The sequence below is a fragment of the Bacillus sp. FJAT-29790 genome (genome assembly GCF_019039215.1).
In the GTDB taxonomy this organism is placed as follows: Bacteria; Bacillota; Bacilli; order Bacillales; family Cytobacillaceae; genus Cytobacillus.
In genome coordinates, this window is record NZ_JAHNZZ010000001.1 from 2571424 (window position 1) to 2593566 (window position 22143).

Sequence of the window (22143 nt, forward strand, 5' to 3'; positions counted from 1 at the left end):
TCACATTATAAAAGCAACAAACTTTACAAAACAGCCGCTTACATCCCGAGGTCTTCCCCTTTCTTCCATTTCGTTTCAAAGTGTAAAAAAAGCTTTGTTTTCGAAATAGAATAAAGCGTTAATGCTAGCCAAATAAAGAAAAACGCAAGTAAGTTTGTTTTCGAAAAAGGTTCGTGATAAATAAAAACGCCAAGAATTAACATGATCGTCGGGGCAATATATTGGAGAAAACCAAGCATAGACAAGGGAATTCTCTGAGCCCCTTTTGCAAAATACAGGAGCGGTATGGCGGTAGCGGCCCCGGCGCCTATCAATAAGAGATCTGTTCCAAGTGATATGCTTAGGAAAGATTGTTTTCCAGATGTAAATAGATTGATCATATAGATGAATGCAACAGGAGTAACAGCAAATGTTTCCAATGTTAAGCCTATGCTTGAGTCTACTTTAATTAATTTTTTCGTTAACCCATATAAACCGAAAGTTATGGCAAGAATAAATGCAATCCATGGAAAACGGCCATATGATATGGTTAAGATCATAACCCCAACCAGTGCTAAAGCAAAGGACATATATTGCGCAGGTGATAACCTCTCTTTAAAAACAAGCATGCCTAGTAAAACACTGACAAGAGGGTTAATATAATAGCCGAGACTCGATTCAATCAATTGGTCCGAATTGACTGCCCAAATATAAATAAACCAGTTGCAGCTAATTAAAAGTGAGGCAATTATTAAAGCAAATAACTGCTTTTTATTCGTCCGAAAACCTTTCAGCGTCTGTACAAAGGCCCCCCACTTCTTGGTGGCCAATATCATAAACAACATAAATGCAAACGACCAAAAAATCCGGTTAGCCAAAATTTCATCAGCATTTACATTGTTCAGGAGCTTCCAATAAACAGGTAAGAACCCCCATATGATATAGGAAAAGCCCGCGTATATAACGCCCATTTTGATTTCATTGTTTTTCATTTGCTTTGCCTCGATTCTTTCTAGTATCGAAATATTACTATTATAGATCGAATAGAAAGATGCTACAATCTTTTTGTTTTGGGGAATAGTTATCCAATTGTGGAATTATGGGGATTTAAGTCTAATCATTAGGCCGTTTTCGCATAGTTTGTTGTTTTTGGCATTAAAAGTTTACCCGTTGATTTCCGCTGGAGTCAAGTGCCCTCCGCTCCAATCAACTCAGATTCACTAGATAAAATCACACTAATAAAGCAACTAAGTTTACAATAACAGCCAATCATAAAAAAATGCAGGCGCGTATATGCCTGCATTTTAAGGTGTCATTATTTAACTTTGTGCAGCAGCTCCCAGCTCTTTCTTCCTGAGCTCGATCCGACGGATTTTACCTGAAGTTGTTTTTGGAAGTTCTGATAAAAATTCAATTTTGCGCGGATATTTATATGGTGCTGTCAATTCCTTCACATGATCTTGGAGATTTTTAACAAGATTAGAATCTGTTTCATCTATTCCTTCGCGCAAAACGACGAAAGCTTTGACAATATTTCCGCGAACTTCATCAGGACTTGCTACGACAGCGCACTCTTTTACGGCGGGGTGTTTGACGAGCGCATCTTCGACTTCAAATGGTCCAATTGTGTATCCGGAGCTGATGATAATATCGTCTGCCCTTCCTTCAAACCAAAAGTAGCCATCTTCATCTCTCTTCGCACGGTCTCCAGTTACATAATAATCCCCTCTGTATTGCATAGCAGTTCTCTCAGGATCTTTATAATAGTTTTTAAATAATGCAGGTGTTTCATTATGAACAGCAATATCCCCAACCTCGTTCACTTCGCATGGATTGCCTTCTTCGTCAATGATTTCCACACTGTTTCCAGGTATCGGCTTCCCCATTGATCCTGCTTTTAAATCCATTCCTTTTGTAACGCCAACAAGCAATGTATTTTCAGTCTGACCATAGCCATCCCGGACATCGATATTAAAATGCTTTTTAAATGTATCAATAACTTCACGGTTCAACGGCTCCCCAGCAGATACAGCACTCCGAAGATTCGGGAGCTTGTATTCATGGAGATTTTCTGCTTTTGCCATGATCCGGTATTCTGTAGGTGTACAGCATAGGACATTTACATCATAATCTTGCAAAAGCTGTAAATATTTATTTGGCTCAAACCTCCCATTGTACACGAAACCAGTACCGCCAGAGCCAAGGACGGATAAGAACGGACTCCATATCCATTTTTGCCAGCCGGGACCGGCAGTCGCCCATACAATATCCCCTTCTTCAATGCATAACCAATTTGGCCCCGCCGCACGGAGATGCGCAAATGCCCAACCATGAGTGTGCACGACCCCTTTAGGGTTCCCGGTTGTTCCTGATGTATAGGATAGGAATGCCATATCGTTCTTGTTCGTATCTGCTAATGGAAGCTCATCAGATGCATTCTTCATGGCCTCGTCCAAATCAATCCACTGATCTGCTTGACTGCCCACGACAAACTTTGGAAGACTTTCCGCTTCCTTTATTTCTGAGAATTGAACAGCATAAGGATAATAACTTACAATTCCTTTCACATCCCCATGTGTAATTCGATATTGAAGATCTTTCGAGCGAAGCATTTCTGAGCTTGGAATAACAACAAGACCCGCCTTTAACGCAGCAAGATATACTTGATAGGCCTCAATTAGCCGAGGCATGATAATAAGAAGAACATCGCCTTTTTTCAAACCGTGTTCGATAAAAACATTTCCAATTTTATTCGCATTTTTAAGAAGTTCCTTATAACTAACTTCTTTCTTCTCCCCTAACTCATCTTCCCATCTGATTGCGAGCCTGTCCGAATCCTTTGCAAAACGTTCCATTTCGCTAACAAGATTGTATTGTTCTGGTGCCAGTAAGTCTTCTCGCTTCATCAAACTTCCCCCTATTTTCAAAAACATATTTCTAAAATAATTATACTAAATTATTAAAAAATTTGTAATATTATTTTATAATAACGAGAAATGACAAAATAAAAGGAGCAGGCATAAATCCTGCTCCTTGTAGCCATATTATTTATTTTTTATATTATTTTTGATAACCGCCCATTTGCTGTTCAGCCATTTGGACTAAGCGTTTTGTGATTTCTCCACCCACTGAACCGTTAGCACGAGAAGTAGTATCTGCACCAAGGTTTACACCGAATTCAGTAGCGATTTCGTATTTCATTTGATCTAGAGCTTGTTGAACTCCAGGAACTAAAAGCTGGTTTGAATTGTTGTTTGCCATGTGGTTTTCACCTCCTTGTGAGTATAGAATGTGTAGAACCACATGGCTATATTCAGTTTTTCATTGGTAATTGTTTCAATCTTTAGAAACCGGAGCCAACAAATTTTTATTGCGGCAAACCATATATAAGGCTGTTTTCGTAAACTTTGTTGCTATTTAACTAAAATGTGGTCTAGTTGATCTCCGCTCCAGAAGCTTGCTTTCCGCGGGGCGGGCGGTGAGCCTCCTCAAGCATTAAGCCTGTGGGGTCGCACCTTCCGCTCCAATCAACTTTATACAAAATTTGTTTAAAAACAACACTCATTTAGAAAACAGCCATTTCAAAAGTCCATTATATCCTTAAAATAGATCCTCTATTGATTCCTCTTGAGCGGATTGCGGGGTAATAAGCACTGTTTCCGTATTAGCAACTGCCTTTGCAATGAGTGGTTCAAAATCAATAAAGCTTTCGAAATGCTGTACTTTTTCCCGCTTTGGTTTTGTTTTTGGTGATGATGGTACGAAAACCGTGCAACAATCCTCATAAGGACGATTAGAAATGTCAAAGGTATCAATCTTTCTAGAGATGTCAATAATTTCCGATTTATCCATTGTGATTAAAGGCCGTAAAATGGGGGTATTCGTGACGTCATTGATCGCATACATACTCTCGAGTGTCTGGCTTGCAACCTGGCCTAAGCTTTCCCCTGTAATTATTGCCAACCCATCATTTCTTTTTCTGATTTCATCTGTAATGCGAAGCATCAGTCGCCTTGTTGTCGTCATTGAATAATTCTCAGGAACCTGCTTCTGGATAAGTTGTTGAATTTCTGTAAAGGGGACAATATTAAGCGCAACAACTCCGCTAATATTTGCCAACCTTTCCGTCAGATCGATCACCTTTTGCTTTGAACGCTCACTCGTAAAAGGCGGGCTGTAGAAATGGACAGCCTCTAGTTCAAGCCCTCTTTTCATTGTTAAATAGCCAGCCACAGGGCTGTCAATTCCGCCTGATAACATTAACATTGCCTTTCCGCCTGAACCTACCGGAAGCCCTCCAGCCCCCGGAATATTCTCGCAAGATAAGTAAACTGCTTCTTCACGGACTTCAAGTTGGAGGTTGATATCCGGATTTTTAACATCTACTTTTAATCCAGGCACATTTTTAAGCATATGGGCGCCAAATGTATGATTTAATTCTTCTGTATTGAGAAAATAACTTTTATCCGCTCTTTTTGTTGTGATTTTAAATGTATTTCCTTCCTTGTATATTTTTCGGAAGAGAGCAAGGGCGGCATCCTTTATATTTTCAATTTCTTTATCGATTTTTACTGCAGGGCTAAATGATTGAATTCCGAAAACAGTCTTTAATCGTTCAACGATTTCAACTCCATCTTCCCCATTCAACAGGATAAACATTCTCTCTCTAGTTGCTTCAATTTTTATCTTCGAATAATTCTTTAATACCATTTTTATATTTTTTCTCAGTTTATCAATAAACTTGTTTCGGTTTCTACCTTTTGTTGATAGTTCCCCGTAACGAATGAGAATTCGATCATATTTCATATTAGTTCATAACCTCTCTTAGCCGTTTTATAGCTATATTTACCGCTTCGATAAAAAGCTTGGCCTCATCTAGCGTATTTTCAAACGACAGGCTAAGCCTAATCGCACTTATCGCTTCATCCTCAGAAACCCCCATAGCTAACAGAGTACCGCTTGCCTTCTGTTTTTTAGAAGAGCAGGCACTCGTCGTTGAGACGTAAATATCCATCTCTTCAAGCGCATGAACAAACACTTCTGCTTTAAGTCCCTTTATTGAGAAATTTATAATATGTGGAGCAGATTGGCAAGTTGGCGTATGAATCGTCACTGTCTCCAGCTTATCTAGTTCACTTCGAAGGAAGTCTCTTATCGTAATCATTGTTTCAAGATGTTTTTCATAATCGAGAAGGGTCAGCCTTAATGCTTTAGCCATCGATACGATCCCGGCAACATTTTCTGTACCGCTTCTTTGTAGCTGTTCCTGATTTCCTCCAGAAAAAAGGGGGGAGATTTTCACTCCATTACGGATAAATAATAAACCTGTACCTTTTAAACCATGAAATTTATGTCCAGATATCGACAATAAATCAATATGGCAATCTTTGATATGAAGAGGCATCTTGCCGATTCCTTGTACATTGTCAACATGAAAGAGAATTTTTGAATATTTTTTTAAGAGCAGCCCAATTTCTTTAATCGGCTGAACAGAACCAATTTCATTATTTACATGCATCACAGATACTAAAATGGTATCAGTAGAGATGGCTTTTTCAATATCACTCACACTTACGTATCCATTTTGGTCGACCGGAATAATGGAAATTCGAAATCCCATTGCCTTAAGCTGTTCCATCGATTCCCTTACAGAAGGATGCTCAATTGCAGTTGTGATTATATGACGTCCCCTGCCTTTATGCATGAGGGCTGTTCCTTTTATGGCCAAATTATTACTTTCTGTTCCTCCAGAAGTAAAGTAAATCTCATTCGTTTGGACGTTTAGAAGCTTCGCAATTTGTTGTCTAGCCTGCAAAAGAAGCTTCTCAGCTTGTGCCCCCATCCTATGCAGGGAGGATGGATTGCCAAAGTATTCGGCTGAAACTTTAGAAAACGAATCTAATACTTCCTTATATGGTTTTGTTGTTGAACTATTATCAAAATAAATCATGGTTTTCTCCTTCCGTTAACAAAACCAATTTTGCGCAGCTTCATAGCTTTTCTTCAACTGTAAATCTTACCATAAATAATTCGTTATTTAAATAGGGGGAAATTCATTTAGATTTCATGGGAATATTAATCGTAAAATCCTCGCCAAATTATTATCTCAATATATTTAAAATTGGCACTTCGATAATATTCGACATTTTTTTCACCACTTATGTTAGTATGTAAATGTTCTAAACATTTAGATATGATATCAGGAGGATTTAATGTGAAAAAGTTATCATCAAAGGAAATTATGGCTATAGGACTAATGCTTTTTGCGCTCTTTTTCGGGGCTGGCAATATGATTTTCCCACCATTTCTAGGGCAAGAAGCAGGTACCAATGTGTGGACTGCTATTATTGGCTTTTTAATTACTGGGGTTGGATTGCCTTTATTAGGAATCATTGCAATTGCAAAGACCGGTGATTTGCAAACGCTAGCAAACCGTGTTCACCCGACTTATGCAGTAATATTTACAGTCGTCTTATATTTGGTAATTGGACCGCTTTTCGCAATTCCTCGTACAGGAACTGTTACTTATGAAATCGGGGTTGTTCCGTTTCTTTCTGAAAGCGTTGCCAACAATGGATTATCACTCCTAGCGTTTACGATTGTTTATTTCGCTCTTACTGCATGGTTATCGATGAATCCATCTAAACTAGTAGACCGTATTGGGAAGTTTTTAACACCTGCATTATTGATAATTTTAGCAGTATTCGTTGTTAAAAGTCTGATTACCCCATTAGGAGCACCATCAGCTCCGACTGGTGCTTATGCTGATGGAGCCTTCTTCAAAGGGTTCGTTGAGGGATATTTAACAATGGATGCGATTGCAGCCCTTGTGTTCGGAATCATTGTCATTAGTTCAATTAAAGGGTTCGGTGTTACAGATAAAAAATCATTAACTAAAATTTGTGTGATTGCTGGCATCATTGCTGCTGCAGGTCTTGCACTCGTTTACTTTGCCCTTGCTTATATCGGGGCTACGAGTCCAGATGCATTAGGCGTACAAGAAAACGGTGGAGCTATCCTTTCAGGTGCTGCCAACTATTTATTCGGATCATTCGGTTCAATCATTTTGGCATTAGCAATCTCGTTTGCTTGCTTAACGACTTCTGTTGGCCTAGTTTCATCATGTGCAGAATATTTTTCTAAGCTGTTGCCTCGTTTTTCTTATAAAGCGATTGTCATTATTTTCTCGCTTTTTAGTACGGTTATTGCAAATGCTGGGTTAACACAGCTTATAAAATTCTCAATACCGGTATTAGTCTTTATCTATCCGCTTGCGATCGTACTAATCTTGCTATCGTTTGCACATAATGCATTTAAAGGATATTCTTTGGTCTATATTTGTGCATTAATTCCGACAGGATTCATCGGTCTCATTGACGGATTAAATGCGGCTGGAATGAACGTATCCGGAATAACAGAGGCACTTAATTTCCTGCCATTATTTGAACAAGGCATCGGCTGGCTTGTACCCGCAATAGGTGGCGCCGTAATCGGGTATGTCATTGCTTTAGCTACAGGAGAAGCAAAAAAGACCGTGCCAACTAATTAATAATATTCCAAAAGTCATTTTATACTGAAATGACGGGACGAAAAAGAGGAGTAATCGGCGAATTGTCGATTGCTCCTTTTTCTAATCTGCACAAAACGGCAAAAAAAAACGGTCCGCTATCATTATTGCGGACCATTTTTTTACTGTTCACTTATGATTACTTCAATTTTCTTCATTGCACTAGGATCAATTTCCTCGACTGCTGCTGCCGCCTGCTCTAAAGCCGTTTTGTAATCAAAGCCTCTGAAGGAAGCCTCCGCCTCTAATAACCCTTTATCTACAGATGGATACCTGCTTCGATACCTGTTCCCGTATTGAATCACTTTTTCAACAAGTAAAATCGTTTCAACCATATCGTCTGTTATGTTTGCGACTTTATCGACTGTCAGTACGGCGACTTCTAAATATTGCTGGATCGCTTGGATATTCAATGGCTTCTCCTCCAGCTTTGCTATAACGTTTTCAATGCCTTCTTTCGCATCTTCTAATAGGTATTTATAGTCCTGAGGTAGTCCAGGCACATTGCTTTTTGAAACAAGCCTGATCGATTCAGCCACTCTTTTTCTAAGTTCATTCACGCTTTCACGTGCAGTCATTTCGTCCTTCCTTAGTGCCTGAAGTTTTTCCGTAAATGAAGCTTGGTCATCTGCAATTTCTTCGAGTTGGATTTTAATACCTTCTAGCTCTTCTCTTAAAAGAGAATGAGCAGTATTTTCAGAAGCAACTTTGTGTTCAAGGACTTCGAACCTTTTAAAGGCTTGAGTCAATTTCCTATCTAGCTGCGATTGAATTTCGATATCCTTATCAGAAAGGTGGTAGCTTTGGCGAACTAGCGAAATTTCGGCCTTTAACTGATTGTTTATTTCCCTATGGGCGAAAAGCATATTTCTTGTTGCCTCATCCTGCTGACCTACATAATGTCTCGAATGCACTTCCTCTTCAAGAAGGTCATAAAGCAAATCAATACTTTCTTTAATTTCTGCTACACCATTTTGAACATCAGTAATTTCTCCATGTTCAATTTTATTTGCAAAATCAACAATTTCCTTTTCAAGCCTCTCTGTCTCTGTTGCTAACTGAATATGGTCAAGAATATAGCCATGCTCTGCCATTTCTTTATATCCCTCTTTAAGTTCATTAATTTGGGATGGGATTTTAGATTGACATTCCACAAGCAAAGTAGGAATGACATCCATTTTGAAATTAATTTCCTCGATCTCCATTTTAAGCGTTATTACAACTTCACGTGCTTCGAGGTAATTGCCATTACTGGTCTTTTCGTCAAAATCTTGGAACTTAGCGAAGGCTTCATTTAATTGCTCTTCTAAAGGATTTGCGGCTTTTCCATATGTATGATGATGAGCAAGCAAGGACTTCTTACTTTCACGGTACATGTCTTTTATCTCTTCGATCTCCGTCCTGTTTTTTTCTTCGCTCCCAACAAGTTCGTTCAATTCGCTTAGCAGCTTCTTAATATCGTCTTCAATCTCTGTTAAGTATTTTTCAATTTCTCCCTGAACTTCCTTCGCTTTTCTGAATCGATATTTATCAATAAATTCCTCAGCATCAAATAAATATTCTTCAACATCCGGGAGTCTTACCGTAACAATCTCATCCCATTCATTTCTCCAACGTTCAAATAGCTCTTCTGTTTGTCCTGTCATATTTAATTTCTTAACCTTTGACATTTCATCAAGAACGGGGCGATTCGTAATATCCATCTTCCATGTTTCAAGCCGGTCAATTTCTTTATAATACTTTTTCTTTAATAAATATCCCGTTAAAAATAAACCTATTAGAATGACGATACCGCCAATAATGTAATTCATTTTTATTATAAGCCCCCTGTTCTGTTCCGAGCCGTTATGATGATCTATGTTAATAATTGAAATCATGTTAAGTTCAATGTTTTTATGATACCATGTATACGACATTTTTTGACTATTTATTTCACTTTTTTGTATAATTTATTGTTGAAAAGCTTGTAATCTTATAATAATGTATACATTTATTGAATAACATAGATTCTTTATTTTCAAATAATTCGCTCAGCTATTTTAATTTTAGGCTGTTTTCGCACATATTAATGTCTTTAGCCTTCAAAGTTTGCCCGTTGATTTCCGCTGTGGGCACTTACTTTCCGCTCCAATCAACTCAGATTATTAAATAAAAATCACATTATAAAAACAACAAACTTTACGAAAATAGCCATAACAAAGAAAGGCGGGATTTTTGATGTTAAAAGATGGACATATTCATACCCGTTTTTGCCCTCACGGCACACAGGATGCTTTGGATGGATATGTAGAAAAAGCACTGTCATTAGGTCTAAAAGAAATATCTTTTACGGAACATGCACCATTGCCGGACGGTTTCATCGATCCTGCGCCTGCTAAGGACAGTTCAATGAGAATGGAAGAGTTGGAGATTTATTTTGAAGAAATAGCGCGAGTAAAGTCTGTTTACACTAGAAAAATAAAAATTAATACAGGACTTGAAGTGGATTTTATCGAAGGCTTTGAACAGGAGACGGAAAACTTTCTCGACCAATATGGCAAACATTTAGACGATGCGATTTTATCCGTTCATTTTCTAAAATATGGGGGGCAATATGATTGTGTTGACTACAGCCCGGATACATTCGCAAAAATGATTGAGAGATATGGGACAATTGAAGAAATTTACCGAGTATACTACCAAACATTGCTTCATTCTATTCATAGTGATTTAGGGCCATACAAACCGAAACGGATCGGTCATATGACGTTAGTGAATAAATTCCAAAAAAGGTTTCCCATCAAAAAGGATTTTTCAGAAGAGATTATGGATGTGCTATCAGCGATTAAAACAAAAGGATATGAAATTGACTATAATGGTGCCGGGTATTTTAAGCCGCTTTGCAAAGAATCGTATCCGCCTGAATGGGCTGCTAAAGAAGCATTAAATAGGGGAATCCCGCTTGTATATGGTTCTGACGCACATCAAATAAAGGATCTTGGGCAAGGTCAAAACCTTATGAAATATTGGCGGGAAGTCCTTTAATGGGATTTTCCTCCGCTAAAGTCAATTAACTGCTAAATATACCCTTTCGTATTCATGCCTGCATAGAACCCCATCCACCCATTTGAAAATTTCCTTTTTATATTTTTCAGCAAAATATGGTTCATGGGGAGGAACATGCAAAACCTCGGTCATATACTGTGTATTTAAAAAAGGCATGCTCAAAAGGCCCTTCAGCTGCAAAATGATATAATCGGACGTAAGGGGACGAAATTCTTTTGTTTTCAAACCTCTTTCGAAAACTTTACTAAAATAAAACCGTTCTTTCATCAGATAAGTTGACATAAGTTCACGAACAACTTGCGAATCAATTGAAATCTCTCGTAAAATCAGTCGAGTTAAATGGATATTTTCAAACTGATAATACCAAATATTTCCGACAATCTGCTTTAAACATTGAGCTGCGCCTTGATCAAGGGAGGTAAAACCCTTCTCAATTTCTTCAATATACCTTTCAAAAAAAAAGGTAAAACAATGCTCAAGAAGTCCCTGTTTATTTTCAAAGTAATAGGAAATATTGGCGGGATTCACCTTTGCCTTCCCAGCGATATCCCTGATAGAAGTCCCATTAAATCCATTGGCATTAAACAAGGAAATCGCAGCCGAGACAATGGTGTCTTTAGAGTTTTTTCTCATGTTACCACCTCTACTTTGTTTTTATAAAAGAAATTGATCTCATTAATGGTCATATAAAGTGAATTTCTTGTTATAAATAAATATTCTTGTTAAAATCACCTTATCCTTTATATAAATCTCGACAAATTTTCTGCTATTTCTTCGAATTTAGCCAAAGTACCAAAAAACACTCTAGGAAGTATGGTGAATGAAGTTGTTTAACGTCGAAACTTATCGTGGAAGCCGTCAAGAAAATTATACATTAGTAAAAAAGCAGCTTGCTGCACTGCTTGAAGGGGAGTCAAACCGAATTGCAAACCTGAGCAATGCTTCATCCTTATTAAATCTTTTTTTAGACCGAATCAATTGGGTAGGCTTTTATTTGCTTGAAGACAATGAACTCGTACTAGGTCCCTTTCAAGGTCTTCCAGCATGCGTTAGAATTCCGCTCGGAAAAGGCGTATGTGGTACTTCTGCCAAACTTATGGAAACCGTACGAGTGGAAGATGTCAATCAATTCCCTGGCCATATTGCCTGTGACGCTGCATCCCAATCGGAGATCGTTATTCCATTAATTAAAGATGGCAGCCTTATTGGCGTACTGGATATTGATTCTCCTGAAAAAAATCGCTTTGATGAGCTTGATCAAGAGCAATTGGAAGCTTTTGTAGAGGTCCTTGTTTCTTATATTTAGGCTTTGTAAAACAATCTTTTTTCCGCTTATACAGGGATTTCAACAACAAAAGGGGCTATCCAAAGCTAAGAACCTTCTCCTTCTTTCATTTCTTATAGAAAATAAAGGGAGGAGAAGGCACCATGGGATAGCCCTTTTTCTATTATCATATTTTTTCAAATGCCTGCTCTAAATCAGCTCGAATATCTTCCCACGATTCAAGTCCAACTGATAACCTAAGCAATGTGTCCTCAATCCCCATTTTTTCCCGCGACTCTTTTGGTACAACCGCGTGTGTCATCGTTGCAGGATGTTGAATTAACGTTTCTGCGTCTCCAAGACTGACAGCAATTTTTATGAGTTTTAATTCATTCATGAGTGTTTGAGCCGTTTCTTTATTCCCATGTAGTGTGAACGAAATCATCCCTCCTGGTTTTTTCATTTGCTTTTGGGCGATTTCATACTCGGAATTCCGTTCATCTCCTGGATAATATACCTTTTCCACTTTGGGGTGGGATGATAAAAAGCTTGCAAGTTTTTCAGCATTCTCACAATGTCGGTCCATCCTTACCGCCAAAGACTTTAAGCCGCGTAGCAGCAGCCATGCATCGAACGGAGAGATAACTCCACCTACATCTTTTAGTGTCGTCATCGCAACATTTCCAATAAACTCCTTGTTTCCGACCGCAATTCCTGCGATTACATCACCATGTCCACATATATACTTTGTTGCACTATGGACAACGATATCACAGCCAAGGGAGATCGGATTTTGCAAATAAGGGGAACAAAATGTATTATCTACGACAACCGCAATTCCTTTTTCTTTTCGAATTTCAGCAATCATTTGTAAGTCTACTAGTCTCATAGTAGGGTTAATTGGAGTTTCTACATAAATACAAACCGTTTCTGGACGAATCTCCTTTAATATTTGTTCTTTTGTTTCCATTGCGGAAAAATTATGGCTGATTTTATACTTTTCATCCATCATTTGCAGCAAGCCGAACGTACAGCCATATAAACCTTGCGAACATAAAATATGGTCACCCGTTTTTGTTAAGGCAAGCAAAATCGCTGAAACAGCAGCCATTCCCGATCCGAAGGCAAGGGCAGCCTCCCCATTCTCAAGAGCCGCCATTCGATCTTCAAGCATCTTCACTGTCGGATTGCCAAGCCTTGAATAGATAAACCCTTCTTCCACTCCCGCAAAGCGCCTTTCTCCTTGTTTTGCGGTCTCGAAAGTATAAGTCGACGTTTGAAAAATGGGCGGTGCAAGACTCCCATGATACTTTTCTGATTCATATCCCTCATGGATTAATTTTGTTTCAAATTTAGTAGGATTCTTTTCAGTCACAATTCTTCCCCCTTTAATGTAAACGCTTTCAATTATATTCAGAAATATAACACTCTTATAGAATATGATAACTCAAATCACATTGAATGTATTTATTTATTAAAATATTGAATGTTAATTTCATTATTTTAGGCTGTTTAGAAAAATTTATTGTTTTCTGTAACAGTAATAATCATTTCCAAAAATGGTTATTAGTACCGAAAGGGTAATTGAAAGGAGAAAAACGAGCACGAAAAGGGGTTATTCGTGCCCTAAACTAATCGAATCAGGAAAACCGGTCATTATAAGGAGATCATGGTTATTTAGATAAAAAAGCATGTAACAACAAGCTCTTAGAGATGAGCTTTATTTTTGAAAAATAAAGAAAGACCTGTCGCACATGCATCACGACTAGGTCCTTATCTGTTAGCTTCGTCAAACCCTTGATTGACAACCTTATTTTTTCCTGTTTGTTTAGCTGTGTACAGCGCTTTGTCTGCTCGTTTAAATAAGGCAGAGTAGGTGTCTTTGCGCCCTCTGTTCCAATAGGAGACGCCACATGAAATGGTCACTTGCGGTTTCGTATTTTCAAATACTCTTCTGACGAGCCTTTCTGCTATTACGAGTCCAGCAGTTAAAGATACACCTGGCAAATAGATAGCTAGCTCTTCTCCACCCCATCTTGCACCGATGTCAGTTCCTCTTATATTCGCATTAACGATGTCGGCTACTTGAATAATAACATCGTCCCCCACCTGATGGCCGAATGTATCATTGACTAATTTAAAATCGTCAATATCAATCAGCATAAATGTGCCTTCGTGATCTTCATTCATCGAGAGATGTATCTTTTCATCAAGATAGTTTCGTGAAAACAGCTTCGTTAGATGATCCGTGACAACCATTTTTTCAAGTTCTTCCCTAAGCATCGAATTGGTAAATGCGAGGGTTGAGTGATGGATTAGTGATTGGAGCAATTTAAATGTATCAAAAGAGAAATGGTAAGGTGCTTGACTCATAACAAGCGCAAATCCTTTTAATAGCCCTGATTGAATCATCGGAACGGCCATAATTGATTTAAAGTGAATACTAGGAGAATCTTCTTGCAGATTAAAATCCCCGATGAAAAGGGCTTCTTTCTCCTTTTCTACTTTTCCCTTTATGTAATTGATATAAATTTCTCCAGCTTTCGAGTGAAAGAACTCTGTACTGCCTTCTAACACTTTTATTTGCTGATAGTCTTGGGAGAGCAGGATAAATCCGACTTCCTCCGCATCAAATGAATTTGAAATCTGCATAGTAATGAAAGCCATTGTTTCTGTCAGCCGCAAATTGGAATTTAATTTATGTGACGTTTCATTGATTAATTGAAGATCTGATATTAAACGTTTTGATTGCTGATAAAGCTGAGCATTTTCTAAAGCGCTTCCAGCTGTGTTTGCCAAAAGAGTAATAAATTCCACTTCATTATTCGGGAACACAAGTGTATTTGGCGCTATTACCTGTAAAACCCCATACACCCCTTGCTTCCCCTTCAAAGGAGCATAAAGAACGGATCTTCTCTCTTGTATTGAATCTTCAAATTGAACGATTCCAGTTACATATGCCTGCATCGCAGCAATATTTTCACTATCATACTCTAAATCTCTTATCGGTAAATCCCGATGTTTATTGTTGTCATGTGATAAAAGAAGATAGTAGGAAAATGTTGGGTAAACTTCCTGCAATGTATAAATGATTTCCCCTAGTACATCGTCCATATTCATCGAGGAATGAAACTTTTCCGTAACACGAAACAGCTGTTTATACCTTTTTTCTTCTAAAACAGTTTTTGCAAGGCTCTGTACCTTAAATAAAAATTGTGCAGATTCTTCGCTTAGCTTTTCAAGAACAGGATCTGGGAATTGGTCAAAAAAACCTTTTTGCCCTTTTAAAGCTAAAAAACCAAGCATACAGTCTTTTTTCATAAGGAGCAGCATTATATTCGATTCTTCAAATCCGGGAAATGTGTGTTGAAAGATCCTTTTTTCTTGAGCCTTTTCTTTGAGCTCAAGCCAGGAAATATCAGGCTGAAGGAATAATGGATCTGAATCTGCCATTGTAGAAGCTTCAAGCAGTATTTCCTGTTTCCACTCATTATAGCTAAACAGAGTCACATCCTGTGCACCCGTCACTTCTTTTATCACTGCAAGCATTTTTATCAATAAATCTTCATAATTCAATAAACCATTTTCCGTATCTATAATCTCAAAGAAGCGACTTTTCAATATTAAAATCATTTTGTTTTCAAGATATTCCATCTTTGTCATCACCTATTTATAATCCTATTCGCTACCCCTAATGTAATAATTTCAATTGTACCGTCCAACATAATAAATAGAAACTTCATTAAACTAATTATATATTCTTTTGCCTGAAATCCCCTACAAAACTTATGTCAATTATGTTTCAATCGTCGCAATTTTCAAACCTTGACGGGTAATGACTAACCACAACAACCCATCTTCTGATAGAGAATATATGCCTTTTGGCGTTTCCCCATCCATCAAGGGGATTGACTGCTTGTCGTTTATTAAAATGACAGATTTTTTTTCATTATAAATAAAAGTTGTTTCTAACGGAGAAGTCTTCCTCTGGCTTTGATTTCTTTTTACTTCCTTTAAGCTGTTGGTAAAATACAGCCACTCTCCATTTATATGAATCCAGAGCCCTATTCCACTTAGATCTAGGGACATATCGTCTGGAGCACTCCCCAGTTCCGCTGCCTGGAGCGTTTTGAATTTAAAGCGATTCGTTCTTTCGATTTCATAGACTGCCAAAAGGTGCTTGCTGTTCTTATATTCATAAAGTGCCACAACCGGATGGTCTTTCGTATGTATACTAGTCTGAAGAACGAGGGCTAAAGGATGATTTGCTTCGACTTTTAACCGACTATTCTCATGACGGTATAAAAAAGCACTTATCGTAATGAGAATAAAAAAGCCGATTAACATAAATCGGACACATTTCTCTTTCATCGTTTCGTTCATATAATCACTCTTATATCAATTAAACTTTATTTTATTATACCATATCTTTTTGAAGTAAAAATAAAATAATGTAAGGCGATTCTTGTATTCGAAATTGATTACCCCTTGACTTCCCATTATGAAAAATTATATACTATTAGTTGTGTAAAATATTGCAGCCTATGTGATCGCATGATGTCTTATTTTGTTCCTCAATAGAATCTATTTCTAGGATGGGGTACTGTGTAACCCTCTGCTGCTAGGGCGAAGGTACATGAAAACAAAATGAACATGATTGCTCGGCACATCTGTTTTTATTTTACCAAAATAAAAACATTAAAGGAGGAGTCTTAATGGCTCGTTATACTGGTCCAAGCTGGAAACTTTCCCGTCGTCTTGGAATCTCTCTAAGCGGAACTGGAAAAGAATTAGATAAGCGTCCTTACGCACCTGGACAACATGGTCCAAACCAACGTAAAAAATTATCTGAATACGGATTACAATTACAAGAAAAGCAAAAACTTCGTCATATGTATGGAGTAACTGAGCGCCAATTCCGTAACTTATATGACAGAGCTGGCAAAATGGCTGGTAAACACGGTGAAAACTTCATGGTTCTTTTAGAATCACGTTTAGACAACGTAGTTTATCGTCTAGGATTAGCTCGTACTCGCCGTCAGGCACGCCAAATTGTTAACCACGGTCACGTGATGGTTGATGGAGCACGTGTTGATATTCCATCTTACCGTTTACAACCAGGTCAAACAATTACTCTACGCGAAAAATCTCGCAATCTTGACATCGTTAAAGAAGCAATCGAAGTGAATAACTTCGTTCCTGACTTTGTAACTTTCGATGCTGATAAATTAGAAGGTACTTTCGCTCGTTTCCCTGAGCGTTCTGAACTTCCAGCTGAAATTAATGAAGCTCTTATCGTTGAGTTCTACTCTCGTTAATCTTTATTATCAAAAAATCCTGCCAAGAGTATTTGGCAGGATTTTTTATTTTTCTTTATTTAAACCTCCAATTGAGCGCAAAATAAAACAAGCTGACCTATGAATAGGCCAGCTACTTAGGATATTTAGTACTTAATCAAATGATATTTCTTTTTCCCCCGGCGGATAATCGTAAATTGATCTTCTATCCGATCTTCTGATGACAGAACATAATCCGTTTCCGCAACCCGCTCACCGTTTATATAAACAGCTCCATTGGAGACATCTTCACGTGCTTGGCGCTTTGATGGTGAAATCTTAGCAGCTACTAGCAGTTCAACGAGTCCAATATCCTCTCCAGAAGTGTGCTCATAAGAAGGAACATCTTTAAAGCCTTGTTTTATTTCTGCCGCTGAGAGATTTTTCACCTCACCGCTGAATAACGCTTCTGAAATTTTTATAGCTTGGTCCAAAGCATCTACGCCATGTATCAGCCGCGTCATTTCTTCTCCAAGAGCTTTTTGAGCCTTACGCAAGTGTGCTTCTTCCTTGACAGATTGTTCAAGAACTTCAATTTCTTCACGAGATAAGAAAGTAAAGTACTTTAAGTATTTAATAACATCGGCATCGGCTGCATTGATCCAGAATTGGTAAAATTCATAAGGAGATGTTTTTTCCGGATCTAACCAGATCGCACCGCTCTCTGTTTTTCCGAATTTCGTTCCATCTGCCTTTGTAACGAGCGGGATCGTCAATCCGAATGCTTTCGAACCTTCTGGAGCCATTTTACGAATCAGCTCAAGGCCTGTTGTAATATTGCCCCATTGGTCACTGCCGCCAATCTGCATTTTACAGTTATGGTTTTCATATAAATGAAGGAAATCCATCGCCTGCAAAATCGTGTAAGTGAATTCTGTAAATGAGATACCCGTGTCTAAACGGGAAGAAATCGTATCCTTCGCCAGCATGTAATTTACCCCAACATGTTTCCCGTAATCACGAAGGAATGTGACGATATCCATCGAGCCGGCCCAATCATAGTTATTAACCATAATTGCTCCATTCTCGCTATCAAAATCAAAAATACTCTCAAGCTGTTTCTGGATGCATTTTACATTGTAATCAACCATTTCCAAGGTTTGCAGCTTGCGCTCTTCGCTTTTCCCGCTTGGATCACCGATCAGCCCTGTTGCTCCGCCGACAAGCACGATCGGACGGTGGCCTTGTTTTTGAAAGCGTCTCAATGTCAAAAATGGCAGCAAATGGCCGATATGCATACTGTCTGCTGTCGGGTCCACTCCACAGTATAATGAAATTTTCTCCTTCTCCAGCGTTTGCTGAGTCCCCTCTTCATCTGTCTGCTGGTAAACAATCCCTCTCCACTGTAACTCTTCTAATAAATTCACTCTAATCGTCCTCCTAATAAAAAAATAAAAAAGCGCCCCTGCTAAAATGCAGGGACGCATATTTTTTTTGCGCGGTACCACCCAAATTGAGGACATAATGTCCTCCACTCTTTACTCGATAACGGATAACCGTTCACTGCTATAACTGCTAATACAGGTTGACAGTGAAAGCTCAGGGAGGTAATTCATCCTTCTATGTGTACCGACTCGCAGCAACCGCCGGCTTTCTAAAACAGGGATAGAAGAATTACTTGGGGTCCCATCAACGCTTATGATATTTTTTTAGATTAAAGTATTTTTATCATATCCAATAAAATATGTCAAATCTCTTTAATAGGTATTACATTAAGTTGATTGGAGCGGAAGGTGCGAGACTCCTGCGGGAGCAGCGGGACAGGTGAGACCCCACAGGCGCAGAGCGCCGAGGAGGCTCACCGCCCGCCCCGCGGAAAGCGAGCATCCTGGAGCAGAAATCAAATACACCTCCTTTTTTAATAGCAACAAAGTTTACGAAAACAGCTTTTCTAAAAAGGAAATTTCAGAAAAATGGCGAACCTTGTCATAATGAGGTATCTGTTTATGCTATAATGTATGTGATTTTAGGGGGATTGATTCGATGAAAAAGGAACAAAACTTGATCGATAAATTGAGGTCGTCATTCAGCCTCATTGCGAATAAAAAAGCAAAGAAAGGCGCAAGTATCACTTTTCAAGTTACCTGGAATTTAGCATTACTTTTTATTATCCTAGTTGTCCTCGGCGGTTCGTTTGCCAGCGGAGTTGGTGCAGGATATTTTGCTTCACTTGTAAAAAACGAGCAAATACGCCCATATGAAAAAATGAAAAAAGATATTTATAACTATGAGGAAACATCAGAGGTTTATTTTGCAGACGATATTTACCTTGGTAAACTTCGTACAGATCTTGAGCGGGAAGAAGTAAAGCTCGAGGATGTATCTGAGTATTTGACAAATGCAGTTATTGCAACGGAAGATGAATATTTCTATGTGCATGACGGAGTCGTTCCTAAAGCAATCATGCGCGCCATTTTTCAGGAAGTAACGAATTCATCTGTCCAAACAGGTGGAAGTACACTTACCCAACAATTAATAAAAAACCAAATGTTAACGAATGAGGTAAGCTTTGAACGGAAAGCCAAGGAGATTTTACTCGCACTCCGATTAGAGAAATTTTTTGATAAGAAAGAGATTTTAGAGGCCTATTTAAATGTCTCAACTTTCGGTAGAAACTCTTCCGGAAGAAACATCGCTGGGGTCCAATCAGCAGCAAAAGGGTTGTTCGGCGTAAGTGCAAAAGAGTTGAATCTCCCACAATCTGCGTTCATTGCTGGTCTTCCGCAAAGCCCATTTGGCTATACCCCTTACACTCAAAAGGGTGAATTGAAAAAACCAGAGGGAATTGAACCCGGACTAACACGTATGAAAACAGTTTTAAAAAGAATGTATGATGATGGAAAAATTGATCAGAAACAATATGAAGAGGCACTAGCCTATGATATAACAAAAGATTTCATCCCTCGAGTTGAAAGCACGATTGAAAAGTATCCATACTTGACAATTGAAATTGAAAAACGAGCGATTGAAATCATGGCCGGCATATTAGCAAAAAATGACGGCTATGATGAGCAGGACTTAAAAGAAGATAAAGAGCTTAGAAACGAATATAAGATTCTTGCTGACCGCAATCTGCGGCAAAATGGGTACCAAATTCATACAACTATTCATAAGGGTATATACGATGCCATGCAAGTGGCAAAAGACAAGTTCACCTACTACGGAAGCAATAAAGTCCAGTATGTGAAAGATCCGGAATCCGGTGAAAAGAAGGAGATCATCGAGCCGGTCCAGCTTGGTGCTATTCTCATCGAAAACAATACAGGAAAAATCCTTTCTTTTGTCGGTGGCAGAGATTATCATACGGAGGCGCTAAATCACGCAACTGATGCACTGAGGTCTAATGGCTCCACAATGAAACCTTTAGTTGTTTACGCTCCTGCCATGGAGTTAGGTCAAGCCTCTCCGGGAACTGTTATTCCAGATGTGGAAGTTTACCTGAATCCACAGCGCCCTGGCGTTCCTTATCCGACAAACTATGACAAAGGATATAGCGGATTGGTTTCTGCTCGTTATGCTTTGGCGATGTCATATAATGTTCCTGCTATGTTAACTTACAGAACAATAATCGATAAGCGACCAGCTCAATATTTAGAGAAAATGGGTATTACTTCTGTTATTGAGAATGATTACACAATTCCTTCCTTAGCCCTTGGTGGGATTACCAATGGCGTTACGGTCGAAGAAAACGTGAATGCTTACGGTACTTTTGCTAACGGAGGAAAATTTATCGATGGTTATATGATTGAAAAAATCGTTGATAAATCAGGTAAGGCGGTATATCAGCATGAAGTAGAACCTGTTGAGGTTTTCAGTCCGCAAACAGCCTATTTAACGATTGATATGATGAGAGATGTAATCAGACATGGGACCGCAAGCTCCCTTAAAGGCCGTTTGAAATTCAATTCTGATTGGGCGGGAAAAACGGGAACGAGCCAAAATTTATATGATTCTTGGTTTGTAGCTGTCAATCCAAATGTTAGCTTTGGTGTCTGGAACGGTTACGATACGCCGAAATCATTAGAGCTTAGATACAAAGGTCTGTACCATGGTGCCCGTAACGTTTATTTATGGGCAGATTTAATGAATGCTGCCTACGATGCAGCTCCCGAACTAGTTGGAGCTAATAAGCAATTCCAAATGCCTGGCGGAATCGTCCGCAGATCGTACTGCGCCGCATCCGGTCTCCTCCCTTCAGACGCTTGCTCAAAAGCCGGCCTCGTCGAATCGGATTGGTATAATGCCAAGTTTGTCCCTACAAAAGCGGATGACAGCTTTGCAGGAGGAAAATATGTACAAATTGGGGACTCACGATATTTAGCACTAGAAAGCACGCCCGAGGAATTCACACAATCCGGAGTCGTTATTAGTCCGAAGCTTTTTGAGGAGAAATACCGCATACCGATAAGAAATGCAGCTCAGCTCATACCGAAAAGAGAAAGATGGGGAAATCTTCTTGTCGCAGAGTCAACATTAAAAGAAAATGGAAAAACGCCAAATGCACCAAGTATCCGTGATTCAAATACAACGCTTATATGGGACAAACACCCTGAAAATGATGTAATAGGATACCGCGTGTACCAAAAATCGGGCGATAGCGCCAAAAAGGTCGGAAGTATTTCCGCAGGAAGCGGGCTTTCATATAAGGCCTCAAACGGAGAATACTATATAACAGCTGTTGATATCGCAGGAAAAGAATCCGCACCATCTAATATTATTCAAATTGGACAGCCAGCGGAATCAAAACCAGATAAAGAAGAGCCTATCAAACCTCCAAAAGAGGAAAAACCGAAAGATCCCATAGGCGATAACGATAGCACAACGCCGGGAACAGGAACCGATCCCAAACCTGGGGAAAGTAATGGAGATGGCGGAGCCTCAGGGCCTCCATCCACTAATGAATAACACCCTCAATCGACGAAAAAGAACCGCACCATATTGGTTGCGGTTCT

Annotated in this window: 16 protein-coding genes and 1 other annotated feature; of the genes, 5 read left to right on the forward strand and 11 right to left on the reverse strand. The window is 38.8% G+C overall.

Annotated elements, in window-relative coordinates:
* Window positions 1-38: 38 nt before the first annotated feature.
* The 5 genes from rarD to BGM26_RS12145 all read right to left on the reverse strand — a co-directional run bounded on the left by rarD (window position 39) and on the right by BGM26_RS12145 (window position 5929).
* Window positions 39-971: an EamA family transporter RarD gene (gene rarD / locus BGM26_RS12125; RefSeq protein WP_217040066.1), complete on the reverse strand. Its 933-nt coding sequence runs from the start codon at window positions 969-971 to the stop codon at window positions 39-41.
* Window positions 972-1298: 327 nt separating this feature from the next.
* Window positions 1299-2885, reverse strand: a complete 1587-nt coding sequence (gene mbcS, locus BGM26_RS12130; RefSeq protein ID WP_217040067.1) for an acyl-CoA synthetase MbcS — start codon at window positions 2883-2885, stop codon at window positions 1299-1301.
* A 154-nt stretch (window positions 2886-3039) separates the two neighbouring features.
* Window positions 3040-3240, reverse strand: a complete 201-nt coding sequence (locus BGM26_RS12135) for an alpha/beta-type small acid-soluble spore protein (RefSeq protein ID WP_217040068.1) — start codon at window positions 3238-3240, stop codon at window positions 3040-3042.
* 339 nt (window positions 3241-3579) lie between these two features.
* Complete coding sequence (gene thiI / locus BGM26_RS12140; protein ID WP_217040069.1) at window positions 3580-4785, reverse strand: tRNA uracil 4-sulfurtransferase ThiI; 1206 nt, start codon at window positions 4783-4785, stop codon at window positions 3580-3582.
* Window position 4786: 1 nt separating this feature from the next.
* Window positions 4787-5929: a cysteine desulfurase family protein gene (locus BGM26_RS12145; RefSeq protein ID WP_217040070.1), complete on the reverse strand. Its 1143-nt coding sequence runs from the start codon at window positions 5927-5929 to the stop codon at window positions 4787-4789.
* Between the two features lie 243 nt (window positions 5930-6172).
* Here BGM26_RS12145 and brnQ point away from each other — a divergent pair, with 243 nt between their 5' ends.
* Window positions 6173-7528 (forward strand): branched-chain amino acid transport system II carrier protein, encoded by a 1356-nt coding sequence (gene brnQ, locus BGM26_RS12150; RefSeq protein ID WP_217040071.1) that lies wholly within the window; start codon window positions 6173-6175, stop codon window positions 7526-7528.
* Between the two features lie 140 nt (window positions 7529-7668).
* Here brnQ and ezrA read toward each other — a convergent pair whose 3' ends face one another.
* Window positions 7669-9357: a septation ring formation regulator EzrA gene (ezrA, locus tag BGM26_RS12155; protein ID WP_217040072.1), complete on the reverse strand. Its 1689-nt coding sequence runs from the start codon at window positions 9355-9357 to the stop codon at window positions 7669-7671.
* 406 nt (window positions 9358-9763) lie between these two features.
* Between ezrA and hisJ the strand changes: the two genes are divergently transcribed.
* Window positions 9764-10570 carry a histidinol-phosphatase HisJ gene (hisJ, locus tag BGM26_RS12160; RefSeq protein WP_217040073.1) on the forward strand — a complete coding sequence of 269 codons (807 nt, stop codon included), beginning with the start codon at window positions 9764-9766 and terminating at the stop codon, window positions 10568-10570.
* A gap of 21 nt (window positions 10571-10591) precedes the next feature.
* Here hisJ and refZ read toward each other — a convergent pair whose 3' ends face one another.
* Window positions 10592-11224: a forespore capture DNA-binding protein RefZ gene (refZ, locus tag BGM26_RS12165; RefSeq protein WP_217040074.1), complete on the reverse strand. Its 633-nt coding sequence runs from the start codon at window positions 11222-11224 to the stop codon at window positions 10592-10594.
* 193 nt (window positions 11225-11417) lie between these two features.
* On the opposite strand from refZ, the gene BGM26_RS12170 reads away from it, so the two are divergent.
* Entirely contained in the window at window positions 11418-11897 is a 480-nt protein-coding gene (locus BGM26_RS12170) for a GAF domain-containing protein (protein ID WP_217040762.1), read from the forward strand.
* A 145-nt stretch (window positions 11898-12042) separates the two neighbouring features.
* On the opposite strand, the gene megL is transcribed toward BGM26_RS12170, so the two are convergent.
* From megL to BGM26_RS12185, 3 genes are all read right to left on the reverse strand, one after another.
* Window positions 12043-13230, reverse strand: a complete 1188-nt coding sequence (gene megL / locus BGM26_RS12175; RefSeq protein ID WP_217040075.1) for a methionine gamma-lyase — start codon at window positions 13228-13230, stop codon at window positions 12043-12045.
* A gap of 398 nt (window positions 13231-13628) precedes the next feature.
* On the reverse strand, window positions 13629-15509 hold the full coding sequence (locus tag BGM26_RS12180; RefSeq protein ID WP_217040076.1) for a sensor domain-containing diguanylate cyclase: 1881 nt from the start codon (window positions 15507-15509) through the stop codon (window positions 13629-13631).
* Between the two features lie 141 nt (window positions 15510-15650).
* Complete coding sequence (locus BGM26_RS12185) at window positions 15651-16238, reverse strand: hypothetical protein (RefSeq protein ID WP_217040077.1); 588 nt, start codon at window positions 16236-16238, stop codon at window positions 15651-15653.
* Window positions 16239-16570: 332 nt separating this feature from the next.
* Between BGM26_RS12185 and rpsD the strand changes: the two genes are divergently transcribed.
* The gene (gene rpsD / locus BGM26_RS12190; protein WP_217040078.1) at window positions 16571-17173 is read left to right on the forward strand and encodes a 30S ribosomal protein S4; all 603 of its coding nucleotides are present in this window, start codon (window positions 16571-16573) and stop codon (window positions 17171-17173) included.
* 125 nt (window positions 17174-17298) lie between these two features.
* Here rpsD and tyrS read toward each other — a convergent pair whose 3' ends face one another.
* Window positions 17299-18558 (reverse strand): tyrosine--tRNA ligase, encoded by a 1260-nt coding sequence (gene tyrS, locus BGM26_RS12195; protein WP_217040079.1) that lies wholly within the window; start codon window positions 18556-18558, stop codon window positions 17299-17301.
* Window positions 18559-18605: 47 nt separating this feature from the next.
* Window positions 18606-18833: a binding site (T-box leader), on the reverse strand.
* A 341-nt stretch (window positions 18834-19174) separates the two neighbouring features.
* Here tyrS and BGM26_RS12200 point away from each other — a divergent pair.
* A complete protein-coding gene (locus BGM26_RS12200) occupies window positions 19175-22096 on the forward strand; it encodes a transglycosylase domain-containing protein (RefSeq protein WP_217040080.1) in 2922 nt (973 codons plus the stop codon).
* Window positions 22097-22143 lie beyond the last annotated feature (47 nt).

What these genes read in the sequence shown, in the direction of transcription:
- brnQ (WP_217040071.1), top strand. Translation starts at nt 6,173, where the DNA reads ATGATATCAGGAGGATTTAATGTGAAAAAGTTATCATCAAAGGAAATT.
- refZ (WP_217040074.1), bottom strand. Translation starts at nt 11,224, where the DNA reads ATGAGAAAAAACTCTAAAGACACCATTGTCTCGGCTGCGATTTCCTTG.
- hisJ (WP_217040073.1), top strand. Translation starts at nt 9,764, where the DNA reads ATGTTAAAAGATGGACATATTCATACCCGTTTTTGCCCTCACGGCACA.
- ezrA (WP_217040072.1), bottom strand. Translation starts at nt 9,357, where the DNA reads ATGAATTACATTATTGGCGGTATCGTCATTCTAATAGGTTTATTTTTA.
- rpsD (WP_217040078.1), top strand. Translation starts at nt 16,571, where the DNA reads ATGGCTCGTTATACTGGTCCAAGCTGGAAACTTTCCCGTCGTCTTGGA.
- thiI (WP_217040069.1), bottom strand. Translation starts at nt 4,785, where the DNA reads ATGAAATATGATCGAATTCTCATTCGTTACGGGGAACTATCAACAAAA.
- BGM26_RS12200 (WP_217040080.1), top strand. Translation starts at nt 19,175, where the DNA reads ATGAAAAAGGAACAAAACTTGATCGATAAATTGAGGTCGTCATTCAGC.
- rarD (WP_217040066.1), bottom strand. Translation starts at nt 971, where the DNA reads ATGAAAAACAATGAAATCAAAATGGGCGTTATATACGCGGGCTTTTCC.
- BGM26_RS12185 (WP_217040077.1), bottom strand. Translation starts at nt 16,238, where the DNA reads ATGAACGAAACGATGAAAGAGAAATGTGTCCGATTTATGTTAATCGGC.
- BGM26_RS12135 (WP_217040068.1), bottom strand. Translation starts at nt 3,240, where the DNA reads ATGGCAAACAACAATTCAAACCAGCTTTTAGTTCCTGGAGTTCAACAA.
- BGM26_RS12145 (WP_217040070.1), bottom strand. Translation starts at nt 5,929, where the DNA reads ATGATTTATTTTGATAATAGTTCAACAACAAAACCATATAAGGAAGTA.
- BGM26_RS12180 (WP_217040076.1), bottom strand. Translation starts at nt 15,509, where the DNA reads ATGGAATATCTTGAAAACAAAATGATTTTAATATTGAAAAGTCGCTTC.
- mbcS (WP_217040067.1), bottom strand. Translation starts at nt 2,885, where the DNA reads ATGAAGCGAGAAGACTTACTGGCACCAGAACAATACAATCTTGTTAGC.